Source organism: Glycomyces sp. TRM65418, from assembly GCF_019710475.1.
Taxonomy (GTDB): Bacteria; Actinomycetota; Actinomycetes; order Mycobacteriales; family Micromonosporaceae; genus Glycomyces.
This window is the reverse complement of record NZ_JAJFAX010000001.1, coordinates 739,634-754,493: the sequence shown is the minus strand read 5'-3', so window position 1 is coordinate 754,493 and position 14,860 is coordinate 739,634. Positions and strand designations below refer to the sequence as shown.

Here is a 14,860-nt window from a genome sequence, read left to right as displayed (position 1 = left end):
CCCACCGGTGTCGGGCCGCCCTAGAATGGAGGTCGTCCAGCCTTCGACGTCCGGGAAGTGCGCGCATGAACCCCTCGAACGAGCTCGAATCCCAGGCGAACCAGCCGTTCGTCGAATGGACCGTCTACGACGCCCACCTGCACTACACGTGCGCGGCGGTCCAGGACCTGCGGCAGACCGGCCTCCAGGGCTGGAACCCGGTCCCGACGATGGCGCGCACCGACCCCGGTGAGTTCCCCCTCGCCGAGGGACCGGCCACCCCGATGTACTACCAGGCCGCCGGGGACGGCAGCTACCAGCAGTCCGGGATGTTCGCGTTCGGCAGCGCCGGATTCGTGGCGGGCATGTTCGCCGTCAACGCCGTCGCCAACAGCGCCGCGAGGCGCAAGGCGCAGGCCGACCTGCAGCGCCGCTGGATGCCCGCACCGCCCGGCGTCGTCATGGTCTCCCAGACCCGGGCCCTGTTCTGGAACCCCAACGAGAACTACAGCCTCTACTGGGACGGGCTCGACATGATCGACCTGACCGGGCCCGACTCGGTCATGTTCCGCTACAAGGGCGTCGACACGGGACTCGACACCGTGGTGCAGTTCCAGACCCTGTGGGCGGTGCTCATCTTCGCCCTCGCGTGCCACGCGGCGTTCCCCAACCACCCGCGTTGGCGCTCGGGCGAGTGGCTCCCGGTCGGGTTCGAGGACCGGTGCGCGGCCGCGGGCCACCCGCGCCCGGAGGTCCGCTGAGGGCCCGCGGCCCTGGAAGACCCTAAATCGATCGCGGATGTCATACCCCGGGTGCATGATCGAGTTCTGACTCGGCTCGGCGCAGCAGCGCCGAACACCAACCGCAGGACGATGTCCTGTGGACATCAGTACGACATCATGACGAGGAGCGCGCCCGCGCTCCGCGAATCCGAATCCCGCACACCACCGACACCACTCCAGAGGAGGACGACGTGTCGCAGGACAACGCCATCGAAACCGAGGGCCTCACCAAACGCTTCGGCGATCTCATCGCGGTCGACCACATCGACCTGACGGCCCGGGCCGGCACCGTGTTCGGCGTCCTCGGCCCGAACGGGGCCGGCAAGACCACCATGGTCCGCATGCTCGCCACCCTCTCGCAGCCCACGGCCGGCACCGCCCGCGTCGGCGGCTTCGACATCGTGCGCGACGCCGGCGCCGTACGCAACCTCATCGGCCTCACCGGCCAGTTCGCCGGCATCGACGAACTGCTCACCGGCGAGGAGAACCTGCGCTTCATCGGCCGCCTGCTCGGCATGCCCACCAAGGACGCCCGGGCCCGCGCCCGCGAACTGCTCGCCGAGTTCGACCTCTCCGACGCCGCCGACAAGGCCGCCAAGACCTACTCCGGCGGCATGCGCCGCCGCCTCGACCTGGCCGCCAGCCTCGTCGGCCGCCCGCGGATCCTCTTCCTCGACGAGCCCACCACCGGCCTGGACCCGCGCGCCCGCGGCGAACTCTGGGGCCTCGTCCGGGGGCTCGTCGCCGACGGCACCACCGTCCTCCTCACCACCCAGTACCTGGAGGAGGCCGACCAGCTCGCCCACGAGATCGCCGTCATCGACCGCGGCAAGGTCATCGCCACCGGCACGCCGACCCAGCTCAAAGCCAAGATCGGCGGCCAGAGCCTCCGCATCCAGCCGGAGGACCACGAGCAGCTCGACATCGTGCGGCTCATCGTCTCCACCCGCTTCCCCGACCTCGACCCCGTGGTCGAGAACGGAGCGATCACCATCGGCGTCAACGACGACGGCATCATGCCGGCCCTCGCCGCCGACCTGCGCGACCGCGGCGTCGCGCTCACCGAATTCCATCTCGGACTCTCCAGCCTGGACGAGGTCTTCCTGACCCTCACCGGACGCCGCGCCGAGCCCGAGACCGAGGACGAACCCATCGAGGAGGAGGCGAAATGACCGCCGCCACGATCACCGCGCCCGCCACCGTCCGGCCCGGAATCGGCCCGACGGTGAGCCAGATCCTCTCCATGGCCTGGCGCCAGATGGTCCGGATCAAGCACAACCCGTTCGAACTGGTCGACCTCAGCCTGAGCCCGGTCATGTTCCTGCTGCTGTTCGTCTACGTCTTCGGCGGCCAGATGGCCGGCTCCACTTCGGAGTACCTCCAGTACGTCCTCGGCGGGCTCATCGCGCAGAACGCCATCTTCCTGACCATGTACACCGGCACCGGCATCAACGCCGACCTGCGCAAGGGCGTCTACGACCGGTTCCGGTCCCTGCCGATCGCCCGCTCCGCGCCGCTGGCCGGGAAGATCTTCGCCGACATGTTCAAGCAGGTCTGGTCCGTCGTGATCATGCTCGGTCTCGGGCTGCTCATGGGCTTCGAACTGCGCAGCGTCGCCGGGGCGATCCTCGCGGCCCTCGTGCTCGTGGTCTTCGCGCTGGCGATCTCGTGGGTCTCGGTGCTCATGGGGGTGGTCGCGGATTCCGAGGAGAAGGTCCAGATCTACGCGTTCGTGATCATCATGCCGCTCACGTTCACCTCGAGCGCCTTCGTCGACATCGACACCATGCCGGGCTTCATGCAGGCCTGGGCCAAGGTCAACCCGGTCACGCACCTGGCGGACGCCATGCGCGGCCTGCTCTCCTACGGCCCGATCGCCGAACCCCTCCTGTGGACCTTCGCCTGGGCCGCGGCGATCCTCGCGATCACCGCCCCGCTGGCGATGCGCGCGTACAAGCGCAAGATGGTCTGAGGGATGCGGGCCGGAGGGAGCCCCGAGAGCGACTTGCGGCGGATCGAACCCTTCGCCACCGCCTGACGTCGGAACGAGGCGACCGGGACCGCGGCCGTTGCGGCCGCGGTCCCGGATGCCGCTCTCCCCGAAGGCTATTCGGAAGGCCGGGCGACGGTGAGGAGCACGACGGCGTCTTCCAGCGCCTCGAGGTCGTAGTCCTCCACGTCGGGGACCGCCAGCACCTCGAACGGCGCCCCCTCCTGGACCTCTCCGCCTGCCGAGAGCCGCACCTTGCCGCGGATCACCAGGAACGTCGTCTCAGCGGGGTTGGGGTTGTCGTCGAGGACGGCGCCGCGGTTCAACGCGACCAGGGTCTGCCCCAGGATCCGCCCGTTGCCGCCGTGCACGGTCCGGCCCGCACGCCCCGATGAGGACTCTGCGGCGGTGCGGACGAGTTCCTCTACCAAGGTTCCTTTTGCACTGATCTCCATGCTGCCCATGCTAGAACTACATTCGTGTTCTGCGGGCCGGTTCATCGACGAATTCGGATCGCCTCGTTCAGGCGGCGACGGTGAATCGGGTCCGGCGGTGCTTCGGGTGCTCGAGTTCGTCCACGATCGCCACCGCCAGGTCTTCGGCGGAGATCCGCGAGATCCCGGCGGCGTCGGTCAGGAGATCGTCCCGGCCCAGGCGGTACGCGCCGGTGCGCGCCCCCGGGGCGAGCATCGCCGGCGGGCTCAGATAGGTCCAGTCCGCCTCCCGTTCCTCGATGCAGCGCCGGTGCTGGGCCGCGCTGGCCTCGGCCACCGCCCGCCATTCCTCCGCGATGTACCGCGGGTCGTCGAGGACCGCCTTGCCGCTGTCGGGCACGCGGAGCGTGGCCGCGCCTCCCACGATCAGCAGGCGCACGCCGCTCACCGCCGCGCCCTTGAGGAGGGCCGCGGTCGCGTCGACCTGCAGCGCCTCCTGGCCGACGGGGGCTCGGACGGCGCTCACCGCGGCGTCGTGGCCCTCGATCAGGCGGGCGGCCGCCGCGGGGTCGCCCGCGTCGCCCACTTCGATGCCCACGCCCTGGGGGAGTTCGCGATTCGGGTCTCTCACGACCGCGGTGACCTCGTGGCCCCTCGCCAGGGCTTCGACCGCGGTGCGGCTGCCGACCATGCCTGCCGCTCCGAAGATGATGATGCGCATTCGGGGTTCCTTCTCGTCGTCTCGGTCTCGTCGTCTCACACGTGGGCCAGGAGCTTCCGGGGTTCGGCCGGGAGCTTCGGCTGCCGGGGCCGGTTCTGGAGCTGGGCGGTGACGGTGGCGGCCAGGGCCACGGCGAAGCCGGCGGTCTGCCAGGCGGTGAACGTCTCGCCCAGGAACAGCCAGCCGAGGGTCGCGGCCGTCAGCGGGGACAGCAGGCCGAGGAAGCTCAGCGGGACCACCGAGAGGCGGCCGATGCCGCGGAACCACAGCCAGTAGCCCAGAGCGGTGTTCACCAGGCCCAGGTAGAAGTAGCCGAGGAGGTTCGTGCCGGTGAGCGTGGGGATCGCGCCCTCGACGGCGAACGCGAGGGGGACGAGGAGGATCCCTCCGGCGGTCAGCTGCCATCCGGCGAGGGCGGCCGGGCCGGCCTCCTTCGGCATGCCCCATCGCTTGGTGAGGACCACCGCGACCGCCATTGAGACCGCGCCGCCGACGCCGGCGAGCGCACCGACGGTGTCGAGCTTCGCCTGGGCCGTCAGGACCACCATCGCGACGCCGCCGACGCCGGCCAGGCCGAGCAGCCAGGTCCGCAGCCGCACTTTCTGGTGCAGGATCAGCAGGGTCGCACCGGCCGTCGCCAGCGGGCCGACCGCCGCGGCCACCGCGGCGACGCCGCCCGGGAGGCGGTAGGTCGCGATGAAGAGCAGCGCGAAGAAGGCGGCGATGTTCAGCGTGCCGATCACGGCCGACCGCCACCACCAGGCGCCCGTGGGGAGCCTTCGTGACAGGAGGATCAGCAGCAGGCCCGCGGGGAGGGCGCGGATCATGGCGGTGAGGAAGGGGCGGTCGGCGGGGAGGAACTCGGTGGTGACCAGGTAGGTCGTGCCCCACATGACCGGCGCGAGGGCGGTGAGGAGGAGGTCCGTGGTGCTGCGGTTCATTGCGACTCCTGAAGTAGCTTGTCTAGAAGTAGCTTACACGCAAGCTACTTTAAATCAAGATGCTTGGCTCTGAGTTTTCTCGCCCAGAGGTACTTCCGTCCCACCGACGCGGGCAGGGCAGAATGAGGCCATGAAGCAGGACGCGGTCGACCGGATCATCGAGCAGTGGCATCGGGAGCTGCCCGATCTCGAGCTGGACCCGATGGCCCTCTTCGGGCGCATCCACCGCATCTCGCAGAAGGTCAGCGCCAGGAACCACGCGGCGTTCGCCGAGTTCGGCATCGGGCGCAACGAGTTCGACGTCCTCGCCAGCATCCGGCGCTCCGGCGAACCATTCACCCTCTCGCCCAAGCAGATCGGCGCCAGCCTCATGCTCAGCTCCGGCGGGCTCACCGGTCGGCTCGACAAGCTCGAGTCGGCCGGCTTCGTCGAGCGCCTTCCCGATCCGAGCGATCGGCGCGGTCTCAAGATCCGTCTGACCGAAGCGGGCCGCGAGGCCGTCGAGGGCGCCGTGCGGGCCGAGCTGGTGATCCTGGAAGAGGCACTGGCGGGACTCGACGCCAAGGAGCGCAAGCAACTCGGGGGCCTGCTCCGCAAACTGCACGGCGCATTCGAGGATCAGCCGTTCGGTTAACGCCGGATCGTCCCTTCGCGGAACCCACGGGATGGCGGCCCGACCATATACTGAGGACCGGAAGCCAGATCGCACCACGGACCAGCGGGCGTGGGCCCGCCGAACAGCGACACCCGAATCCACTGCAGATGGACCATGCCGTTTCGCGTGAACACGGCATGGCCCTGGCCGAGTATTCCCATGCACCGCCAGGGCTCACGCCATGCACCCGTCTGCCACGAAGCTGAGGACAGGCTATGGCCGATTCCAAGAACGAACACGCCTTCGATCCGGTCCTGTACTGGAACGATACGCTACTCGCCACCTTCAGGGAAGTCGGCGGTCCGCCCGGACCGCTGTCCCGCGCCGGCGCCATGATGCACGCGGCCCAGTGGGACGCACTGGTGTCGGTGACCCGCAAGGGCGCACCGTACCGGTCGCGGACCCCCGAGCTGCCCGACGACGACCAGCCGCCGGTCCTCGCCGCCGCCCTCTCGTACGCGGCCTTCGAGGTGCTCCGCAACGTCTACTCCGGACGCGACTACAGCGCCGAGCTCGACGAGTCGTTCGCCCGGATCCGCGGGCGCTGCACGCCGGTCCAGCTCATCCGCGGCGCCCGCATCGGCGCCGCGGTCGCCGAGGCGATCGTCCGCGACCGCGCCGAGGACGGCGCTGACGGCGACGACTCCTACGAGTCCGAACTGGTGCCCGGCGCCTGGCGGCCCACGCCTTCGGGTCCGGCCGCGACCCCCCACTGGGGCGGCGTCACCCCGTTCACCCTCAAGGACGGCGGCCAGTTCCGGCCCCCGCCGCCCGACGGCTGCGACGAGTACGCGCGGCTGATGGCCTCGCCGCTGTACGAGCGTCAGCTCGAAGAGGTCCGCGAACTCGGCGGCCGGGACTCGCGGAGCCGCACCAAGGAGGAAGCCCGGATCGCCTTCTTCTGGGCCAACGACCTCGACGGCACCTACAAGCCGCCGGGGCAGCTGTTCGACGCCGCCGCGCGCCTCTCCCGCCAGGTCGGACTCGGCGTCGAGCAGAACGTGCGCCTGTTCGGGCTGCTCGGCCTCGCCCTGGGCGACGCCGGGATCGCCGCCTGGGACGCCAAGTACCGCACCAGCATCGACCTGTGGAGGCCCGAACAGGCCATCCGCTACGCCGACCGCGACGGGCGCCCCGACACGCAGCCCGACGCCGGCTGGGAGCCGCTGTCGCAGAACCGCAGGGGCGAGTCGTTCTCGCCGCCCTTCCCGGCCTACGTCTCCGGTCACGCGACGTTCGGCGGGGCCTGGGCCGCGATCATGCGGCTGTTCTTCGACACCGACGAGACCTCCTACACCGTCGGCACCGAGGACCCCCACTCCAAGGACGGCGAGACCCGGCTGTACCAGTCGTTCACCGCCGCGGCCGAGGAGAACGCCCGCAGCCGGGTCTTCCTCGGCGTCCACTACCAGTTCGACGGGGACGCCGGCGTCAAGCTCGGGAACCGGGTCGGCGAGCACGTCTTCGCCAACCACCTGCGCGCGTAGGAACCCGCGACCGCCGCACGAAGGCGGCGGGGCCGCGAGGTTCCCGCCGCCGCGGCGTTCCGCCCTCGTCGCGCCGGGGGTCGCTCGCGCGCCCCTAGCGTTGCGTCAGGTCGATGCTGTAGTCGAAGACGTCGTAGACGATCACCGGCGGGGGAGGAGTCCCGGCGGGCGTGTCGGTCTGACGCTGCGGGGCCGGTTCCGGCGGGGGCGGGGCCAGTTCCCTCCAGCGGTCCAGCGCCGTCCGCATGGTCGCCGCGCCGAACGGGCCGTGCTCGATCGCCTCGCCCTCCGGGATCAGACCCTGGGCCACCTCGGCGCACAGCTTCGCCACCTCCGCCAAGTCGCGGGTCTGGCCGCGCGCCCACCAGTAGTCGGCCGGCTCGCCGTGGCCGGGGACGACCACCGCGGGCCGCCAGCTCAGCAGGTACTCCACCGCCTGCGGCCACTCGAGCGGAAACGCCGCGTCGTACGAGGGCGGCGCGCCGTTCTCCAGCAGGTCGCCGGCGAACAGCACGCCCGCGTCGGGCACCTCGATCACCATGTCGTTGTCGGTGTGGGCGAGTCCCACTCGGCGGAGCACCACCGTGCGCCCGCCCAGGTTCAACCCGATCGCACCGCTCACGCGGCAGTTCGGCGGGACCAGCGGCGAGCGGCCGATGCGCCGGGCGTCCTCCTCGCGGCCCTGCCGGCGGTACGTCGCGGCCCAGGCCTTGCGCTGCCGGTCGCCGCGGCTGATGTAGGCGGCGCCGTCCTCCACCGCCCAGATCGCGGACTCGCCGAACGCGGAGGTGCCGAACCAGTGGTCGAAGTGGTCGTGCGTGTAGGCGACCTGCCACGGCAGGTCGGTCAGCTCGCGGACGGCCGTCGCGAACGCGTACCCCGCCTCGGCGTGGATGCCGGTGTCGATCACCAGGCAGCTGTCGTCGCCGATCACCAGACCCAGGGACTGGTCCAGCTCCTTGAGGCGCCGCACCCACACCCTGTCGGCCACTTCGATCCAGCGATCACTCATGCCCGCCATGGTATGCGGGCCGCGCGCGAGCCCCTCCGCGGCGCTCGCGACGACGGCGCCGGAGCGAGGCCGATCGCTTCGGCGGGGGCCGCCGGAGAGCGCGTCATCTTCACGTTCTACGTTCGTTTCGGGATGGAACCGATCAATCGGCGCCCGACCCTGGAGCGGACCGGAGGAACGCGCCCCGATGCGGCGCCGATCCCGGTTCACGCCCTCGCCAGGACACGGCTCGATTACGGAATGACCCGGTTGGCGAGTTTTCGGCTCGTGTAAGTTTCGGGGTGAAATGAGCCCCTCTCGCGTACGAAGGAGTACCTTCCCCATGCACCTCAGTCGCCGCGGCCTGCTGTACGGATCGGCGGGCGTCGCAGCCGTGTCTCTGGCCGGATGCGGCGAGAGCGAGGCCTCGACCCAGCTCACCGGCTTCACGGGCATCGCGATGCCCACCACGACCTCCAACCGCTGGGTCGTGGAGGGCGCGGACCTCGAAGCGCGTCTGCAGGGGTTCGGCTACCGGACCATCCTCGAATACGGCGACGACGACGTCGAGGCGCAGATCGGGCAGATCAAGTCCATGATCGACGGGGGCGTGGAGTTCCTCATCGTCGGCGCGATCGGCAACAAGTCCCTCGGCGAGATCCTCGGGCGGGCCAAGAACCAGGGCGTGACGGTCATCTCCTACGACCGCCTGATCCTGGAGACCCCCGACGTCGACTACTACGCCTCGTTCGACAACTACCAGGTCGGCGTGCTCCAGGCCAGGCACATCATCCAGCGGCTGGGCCTGGAGGAGAACCCGGGCCCGTTCAACATCGAGCTGTTCTCGGGTTCGCTGGACGACAACAACTCCCAGTACTTCTTCCTCGGCGGCCTCGACACCCTCGAGAGCTACATCTACGAGGGCAAGGTCAACATCCTCTCAGGCGAGACCGAGCAGGAGCCGACCTCCACCGAGCGGTGGGACCGCAAGATCGCGCGGGAGCGCATGGCCCGCCTGCTGGAGGACCACTACGAGGAGGAGCCGCTCCACGCCGTGCTCTCGCCCTACGACGGCATCAGCCGGGGCATCGTGGAGGCGCTGGTCGACGCCGGCTACGAGCCGGGTGCGGACGATTTCCCCGTCGTGACCGGGCAGGACGCGGAGCCGTTGTCGCTCAAGCACATCAAAGAGGGCACGGGCCAGTCCGAGACGGTCTTCAAGGACACCCGCCTCCTCGCCGAGGTCGCGGCGAACATGGTGCGGTCGATCGTCGACGGCGAGAGCCCCGAGGTGAACGACCTCGGCAGCTATGACAACGGCTTCAAGTTCATCCCCGCGTACCTGCTGCCGCCGGTCGACGTCACCGTGGAGAACTACCAGGAGGTGATCGTCGACTCCGGGTACCTCACCGAGGAGGAGATCGACGGCGCCGCACCGGACGCGGACTAGCCGCCGCCCCCACTGCCGACGACGGCCGGGCCGGCGCTCGGCCGTTTCGTCGTGTCCGCCTTCCGACGCCCTTGGGACACCGTCGTTCGCCATGGGCTCGTTACCTTATTGTTATGCGACCTCTTGTCGCATTGCAACGTGTCTCATTTGGTACGGTGCCGAAGCCGGTCGGAACCTCACACCCCCTGACCGCGCGGCCCCGATTCCCCCCAATGCAATTGTCATTCTTAGGAGAACCATGAACCGTACCCTCAAGCGGGTGCTGGGCCTGACCGGAAGCGTCATGCTCGGCCTCGCCGGAGCGGTCACCTTCGCCTCCGCGGCGCAGGCGCACCACCCCGACGTCACCGGAACCCCCACCTGCCTCCCCGACGGCAGCTGGCAGGTTGAATGGGCCGTCGTCGAGGGCGACTGGCACAACAAGCCCGCGGACCTGGAAGCCTGGATCGACACCGTCGAGTCGGACAGCGATGCCGAGATCACCGGCGCCTTCACGCTCGGCACCACGTTCGGCGACAAGGTCAAGCTGCCCGACCCGGAGCTCGACGAGGCCCCCATCACGGCCACCCAGGTGCTCGACGCCGGGGTGGAGAGCGTGTCGCTCAAGGTGGCCACCAAGTGGAGCAACGAGCGCACCGACCCCGGTGAGCCGGTCACCGTCGAGAAGCCGGACACCGGCTGCCAGCCCGACCCCGAACCCGAGACCCCCGAGCCCGCCCTGACGCACCACAGCGACTGCTTCGGCATCACCGTGACCGTCTCCAACGGGAACCCCGAGGCGCTCTCGACGTTCACCATCAGCACCGGATCCGGTGAGGACATCGTCGTCACCCCCGAGGTCGACGAGCCCTACACCGAGTCCTTCTTCGTCGAGGACGTCGAGGCCGGTCTGACGGTCACCGTGGTCGTCGACGACGGCGAGCCGACGGTCATCGAATGGGAAGGCCTTCCCACCTGCCCGACCATCGAGTCCACCGTCACTTGCGAGGGCCTCGAGGTCACCGTGACGGTCCCCGAGAACGGCACCGAGACGACCTTCACGTTCGCCGCCGGTGAAGGCGACCCGATCGTCGTCACCGTCGCCCCCGGCGCGACCGAGACGGTCTTCATCCCGGGCATCGGCACCGAGCTGGAGATCAGCTACGAGGCCGACGCCGGGAAGTTCTACGAGACCGGCACGCTGTACTGGGCGAAGCCCGTCGAGTGCGACGAGGAATCCCCCGCCCCGAGCGAGACCCCGTCCGCTCAACCGCAGCTGCCCACCACCGGCAGCTCGCTGACGATCATGATCAGCTCGGCCGCGGCGCTCATCGTGGCCGCCGCCGCCATCTTCCTGATCATGCGCCGTCGCCGCACCGCGCAGGACTGGTAGACCGCATCCCCTTGAGGGATACGGACTTCGGTAAAGACGAATAACGGGAGGGCCGCACTGCGAGCAGTGCGGCCCTTTCCGTCGCCCTCAGGCGATCCCGGCCAGCCGCAGCAGCGCCGTGGTCGCCGCCGCGGCGATGACGACGACGGCGAGCGAGGCCTTCCGCCAGGCGAGGATCCCGCCGACGAGGACGCCCGCCGGGAGGGCCCAGCCCGCCCACTCGCCGTCCACCACGATCGCCGAGGTCACCACGAGCGCCACGAGGACCACGGTCGCGGCGCGGTTGAGGAACTCCTCGGTCCGTTTCGCGATCACGATGCGGTCGCGGAGCATCGGCCCCGCGTACCGGATCGCGAAGGTGCCGACCGCCAGGATCAGTACCGTCCAGATGCTCACCGCTCGGCCTCCTCGACGTCGCCTTCGTCCGCACCGGATTCGCCCGTCCTGGAGGCGCTGGTCTCGTCCATGTCGGATTCCTTTCGCGGCAACGCGAACACCAGGCCCGCGAGCGCCAGCAGGACCGGGATCCCGGCGGGCAGGAACGGGCTGGCGGCCAACGCGATCGCCGCGCCGGTCAGGGCCGCGAGGAGCGTGCTGCGGTCGCGCAGCGACGGCAGCACCAGGGCCAGCACGATCGCGGGCAGCGCGGCGTCGAGGCCGAGGGCGGCCGGGTCGCCGATCTGCCCGCCCGCGGCGATGCCGACCACGTTGCCGATCGTCCAGGCGACGGCGTTCCCGACCCCCGTGGTCCAGTAGGCGATCCGGGCCCGCCGCAGGTCGTCGCCCTCGGCCAAGGCGAAGGCCGCCGTGGTGTCCAGCAGGTTGTGGGTGCCGAGCAGCCGTGTCCACCAGCGGTCCCAGTACAGGTGGCCGACGGCCATCCCGTAGGGGAGGTGGCGGAGGTTGAGGATGAGCCCGGTCATGACGATCGCCGCGGGGCCGCCGCCCGCCGCGGCGACGCCGATGGCCGCGAACTGGGCCGTCCCGGCGTACACGAGCAGCGACATCGCCATCGTGACCCACCACGGCAGCCCTTGAGCGGTCGCGAGCGCGGCGAAGGAGGCCCCTGCGACGGCGATGCCGATGCTGTACGCGAGCGTGTCGCGCAGGAGATCACGGCCGACGAGCGCGGCCAAGCGAGCGAACATCGCGCCCGGGTACCCGCTTGCCGACGGATCGAACGACCGAGCGGCGCGGTTCTTCGGCGCCTCGGCCTACTCGACGCCGCCCAGCCGCAGCAGGGCCGTGGTCGCGGCCGCCGCGACGACGACGATGATGATGGGCACCCGGCGCCAGGCCAGGAAGCCGCCGACCGCGACCCCGGCCGGAAGGGCCCAGCCCGCGAAGCCGCCGTCCTCCGCGACGAGCGCGCCGGTCACCACCAGCGCCGCCAGCACCACCATCGCCCCGCGTTTCATCAGGATCTCGGTGCGCTCGGAGACCTTGATCCGGCTGCGCATCACCGGCCCGGCGAGGCGGACGAGGAAGACGCCGGCCGCGAGGGCGAGCACCGCGGCCATGGTCATTCGGCCGCCTCCCGCCGCTTGCCGCGGGGCCAGGTCGCGAAGACCCCGAGGATCGCCAGCAGGACCGGGACGCCCGTGGGCAGGAACGGCGCGGTGGCGAGCGCGACGGCCGAGCCGACCAGGACGGCCATCAGCGTGTCGCGGTCCTTCAGCGCCGGGAATACGAGCGCGAGCAGGAGCGCCGGGAAGGCCGCGTCGAGGCCGAACACGTCCGGGTCGGGGACGAAGCCGCCCGCGAAGACGCCGATCACCGTGCCGACGTTCCAGGCGATGAACATGATGACGGCGGTGGCCCAGTACGCGGTCTTGGCGCGCCGCCGGTCGTGCCCGGCGGCGAGGGCGAACGCGGTGGACTGGTCGATGAGCATGAACGTGCCCAGCATGCGGGTCCACCACCTGCCCCAGTAGAGGTCGCCGACGGCCAGCCCGTAGGGGATGTGGCGCAGGTGGACGAGCACTCCGGCCGCGAGCCCGGCGAGGACGCCGCCTCCGGCCATCACCACGGCGAGCATGGCGAACTGTGAGGTGGCGGCGAAGGTCAAGGCCGACATGGCGACCGGGATCCACCAGGGGAACCCCGCGGCCGTCGCGATCGCACCGAAGGAGACGCCCACGATGCAGATGCCGATCGACATGGCGATCGCGTCGCGATAGACGTCGCGATCGCGTTCGGGAAGGAATCGGGGGGACACGAGGCGAGTATGCCCGCCCCGACTACGGGTAGCAAGCGTCGCCGCGGCGGCTCACACACGGCTCGGCGGCACCGCCGCGACCGCGTCCCGGGGGCCGAACCGACGACGCAAGGGGCGCGACCGGTGTCCGCACACCGATCGCGCCCCTTGCGTCGCCTGGCGGCCGCACTTCGCGGGCCATGCCGTTCGGCCTACTCGTCACCTCTCGTAGACCGTCCTTTTCGGTACTACTCGTCACACCTCGTAGTACAGGTCGAACTCGTGCGGCGTCGGACGCAGGCGCACGGGGTCGATCTCGTTCTCGCGCTTGTACTGGATCCACGTCTCGATGAGGTCGGGCGTGAACACGCCGCCCTCGGTGAGGAAGTCGTGGTCCCGCTCCAGGTTGTCCAGGACCTCGTCGAGCGAGCCGGGGACCTGGGCGATGTCGCCGTACTCCTCCGGGCCGAGTTCGTACAGGTCCTTGTCGACCGGCGCCGGCGGCTCGATCTTGTTCTTGATGCCGTCCAGGCCCGCCATGAGCATGGCCGAGAACGCCAGGTACGGGTTGCTCGACGGGTCCGGCACGCGGAACTCGACGCGCTTGGCCTTCGCGTTCGAACCGGTCACCGGGATGCGGGTGCACGCCGAGCGGTTGCGCTGCGAGTAGACCAGGTTGACCGGCGCCTCGAAGCCCGGCACCAGGCGGCGGTAGGAGTTCACCGACGGGTTGGTGAAGGCCAGCAGGCTCGGGGCGTGCTTGAGCAGGCCGCCGATGTAGTAGCGGGCGGTGTCCGACAGGCCGGCGTAACCGGTCTCGTCGTAGAACAGCGGGTCGCCGTTCGCCCACAGCGACTGGTGGGTGTGCATGCCCGAGCCGTTGTCGCCGAACAGCGGCTTCGGCATGAAGGTCACGGTCTTGCCCGCCTGGGTGGCGGTGTTCTTGATGATGTACTTGAACTTCTGGACGTCGTCGCCGGAGTGCAGCAGGGTCGAGAAGCGGTAGTTGATCTCGGACTGTCCGGCGGTGCCGACCTCGTGGTGGGCGCGCTCGATGGTCAGGCCGCCCTCGATGAGGTTGGTCACCATCCGGTCGCGCAGGTCCGCGAAGTGGTCGACGGGCCCGACCGGGAAGTAGCCGCCCTTGTGGCGCGGCTTGTAGCCGAGGTTGGCGCCGTTCTCCTCCGCACCGGTGTTCCAGGCGCCCTCGACCGAGTCGATCTTGTAGAAGGCCTGGTTGGCGGTCTGGTCGAAGCGGATCGAGTCGAAGATGTAGAACTCGGCCTCGGCCCCGAAGTAGGCGGTGTCGGCGATGCCGGAGCCCGCCAGGTACTGCTCGGCCTTCTTCGCGATGTTGCGGGGGTCGCGGCTGTAGGCCTCGCGGGTGAAGGGGTCGTGGATGAAGAAGTTCAGGGCGAGGGTCTTCTGCTCGCGGAAGGGGTCGACGAACGCGGTGGCCACGTCGGGCAGCAGCAGCATGTCCGATTCGTGGATCTGCTGGAAACCGCGGATCGAGGAGCCGTCGAAGGCGAGGCCCTCCTCGAGGAGGTCGTTGTCGAAGGCCTCGGCCGGGATGTTGAAGTGCTGCATGACGCCGGGCAGGTCGCAGAAGCGGACGTCGATGAACTTCACGTCGTTGTCGCGGACGTATCCGAGGAGCTCTTCAGGGCTGGAGAACACGAAGGTATTCCTCTCGGTAGGTGAGTGCCGGAAGGCCGATGACGCCGCCTTCCGGACAGCAGTGCTCATGCCGGGCTCGCAAGCTTCGCCGGGCAGGCCGACCTCGCTGTCGACGCCTAAGCTTATTAAGCGAAACGCTATCCGCGATCAGTTGCCCGGCCGTAAATCAAATGTTTCGAGC

General features: G+C 69.9%; 16 protein-coding genes. 7 read left to right on the top strand and 9 right to left on the bottom strand.

Annotated elements, in window-relative coordinates; all coding sequences use genetic code 11:
• The first annotated feature begins 65 nt into the window (after positions 1-65).
• The 3 genes from K3N28_RS03495 to K3N28_RS03485 all read left to right on the top strand — a co-directional run bounded on the left by K3N28_RS03495 (position 66) and on the right by K3N28_RS03485 (position 2,733).
• A complete protein-coding gene (locus tag K3N28_RS03495; protein ID WP_228091083.1) occupies positions 66-740 on the top strand; it encodes a hypothetical protein in 675 nt (224 codons plus the stop codon).
• Between the two features lie 212 nt (positions 741-952).
• On the top strand, positions 953-1,933 hold the full coding sequence (locus K3N28_RS03490; protein ID WP_228091082.1) for an ATP-binding cassette domain-containing protein: 981 nt from the start codon (positions 953-955) through the stop codon (positions 1,931-1,933).
• A complete protein-coding gene (locus K3N28_RS03485) occupies positions 1,930-2,733 on the top strand; it encodes an ABC transporter permease (RefSeq protein ID WP_228091081.1) in 804 nt (267 codons plus the stop codon). The genes K3N28_RS03490 and K3N28_RS03485 overlap by 4 nt, the downstream gene beginning before the upstream one ends.
• 134 nt (positions 2,734-2,867) lie before the next feature.
• On the opposite strand, the gene K3N28_RS03480 is transcribed toward K3N28_RS03485, so the two are convergent.
• The 3 genes from K3N28_RS03480 to K3N28_RS03470 all read right to left on the bottom strand — a co-directional run bounded on the left by K3N28_RS03480 (position 2,868) and on the right by K3N28_RS03470 (position 4,847).
• The gene (locus K3N28_RS03480; RefSeq protein ID WP_228091080.1) at positions 2,868-3,206 is read right to left on the bottom strand and encodes a LuxR family transcriptional regulator; all 339 of its coding nucleotides are present in this window, start codon (positions 3,204-3,206) and stop codon (positions 2,868-2,870) included.
• Between the two features lie 67 nt (positions 3,207-3,273).
• The gene (locus K3N28_RS03475; protein ID WP_228091079.1) at positions 3,274-3,906 is read right to left on the bottom strand and encodes an NAD(P)-dependent oxidoreductase; all 633 of its coding nucleotides are present in this window, start codon (positions 3,904-3,906) and stop codon (positions 3,274-3,276) included.
• A 35-nt stretch (positions 3,907-3,941) separates the two neighbouring features.
• A complete protein-coding gene (locus K3N28_RS03470; RefSeq protein ID WP_228091078.1) occupies positions 3,942-4,847 on the bottom strand; it encodes an EamA family transporter in 906 nt (301 codons plus the stop codon).
• A gap of 130 nt (positions 4,848-4,977) precedes the next feature.
• Between K3N28_RS03470 and K3N28_RS03465 the strand changes: the two genes are divergently transcribed.
• Both K3N28_RS03465 and K3N28_RS03460 read left to right on the top strand, forming a co-directional pair.
• Positions 4,978-5,481, top strand: a complete 504-nt coding sequence (locus tag K3N28_RS03465; protein ID WP_228091077.1) for a MarR family winged helix-turn-helix transcriptional regulator — start codon at positions 4,978-4,980, stop codon at positions 5,479-5,481.
• Positions 5,482-5,717: 236 nt separating this feature from the next.
• Positions 5,718-6,989 (top strand): vanadium-dependent haloperoxidase, encoded by a 1,272-nt coding sequence (locus K3N28_RS03460; RefSeq protein WP_228091076.1) that lies wholly within the window; start codon positions 5,718-5,720, stop codon positions 6,987-6,989.
• Positions 6,990-7,083: 94 nt separating this feature from the next.
• Here the strand turns inward: K3N28_RS03460 and K3N28_RS03455 are convergent, their stop codons facing one another.
• Complete coding sequence (locus K3N28_RS03455; protein ID WP_228091075.1) at positions 7,084-8,001, bottom strand: MBL fold metallo-hydrolase; 918 nt, start codon at positions 7,999-8,001, stop codon at positions 7,084-7,086.
• A gap of 322 nt (positions 8,002-8,323) precedes the next feature.
• On the opposite strand from K3N28_RS03455, the gene K3N28_RS03450 reads away from it, so the two are divergent.
• Both K3N28_RS03450 and K3N28_RS03445 read left to right on the top strand, forming a co-directional pair.
• Positions 8,324-9,430, top strand: a complete 1,107-nt coding sequence (locus K3N28_RS03450; RefSeq protein ID WP_228091074.1) for a sugar-binding protein — start codon at positions 8,324-8,326, stop codon at positions 9,428-9,430.
• 238 nt (positions 9,431-9,668) lie between these two features.
• The gene (locus K3N28_RS03445; RefSeq protein WP_228091073.1) at positions 9,669-10,802 is read left to right on the top strand and encodes an LPXTG cell wall anchor domain-containing protein; all 1,134 of its coding nucleotides are present in this window, start codon (positions 9,669-9,671) and stop codon (positions 10,800-10,802) included.
• Between the two features lie 87 nt (positions 10,803-10,889).
• On the opposite strand, the gene K3N28_RS03440 is transcribed toward K3N28_RS03445, so the two are convergent.
• The 5 genes from K3N28_RS03440 to glnA form a co-directional block, all read right to left on the bottom strand.
• Entirely contained in the window at positions 10,890-11,198 is a 309-nt protein-coding gene (locus K3N28_RS03440; protein WP_228091072.1) for an AzlD domain-containing protein, read from the bottom strand.
• Complete coding sequence (locus tag K3N28_RS03435; protein ID WP_228091071.1) at positions 11,195-11,950, bottom strand: AzlC family ABC transporter permease; 756 nt, start codon at positions 11,948-11,950, stop codon at positions 11,195-11,197. Before K3N28_RS03435 ends, K3N28_RS03440 begins: the two co-directional genes overlap by 4 nt.
• A gap of 66 nt (positions 11,951-12,016) precedes the next feature.
• On the bottom strand, positions 12,017-12,328 hold the full coding sequence (locus tag K3N28_RS03430) for an AzlD domain-containing protein (protein ID WP_228091070.1): 312 nt from the start codon (positions 12,326-12,328) through the stop codon (positions 12,017-12,019).
• The gene (locus K3N28_RS03425) at positions 12,325-13,020 is read right to left on the bottom strand and encodes an AzlC family ABC transporter permease (RefSeq protein WP_228091069.1); all 696 of its coding nucleotides are present in this window, start codon (positions 13,018-13,020) and stop codon (positions 12,325-12,327) included. Before K3N28_RS03425 ends, K3N28_RS03430 begins: the two co-directional genes overlap by 4 nt.
• Positions 13,021-13,254: 234 nt before the next feature.
• The gene (glnA, locus tag K3N28_RS03420) at positions 13,255-14,679 is read right to left on the bottom strand and encodes a type I glutamate--ammonia ligase (protein ID WP_228091068.1); all 1,425 of its coding nucleotides are present in this window, start codon (positions 14,677-14,679) and stop codon (positions 13,255-13,257) included.
• Positions 14,680-14,860: the final 181 nt, after the last annotated feature.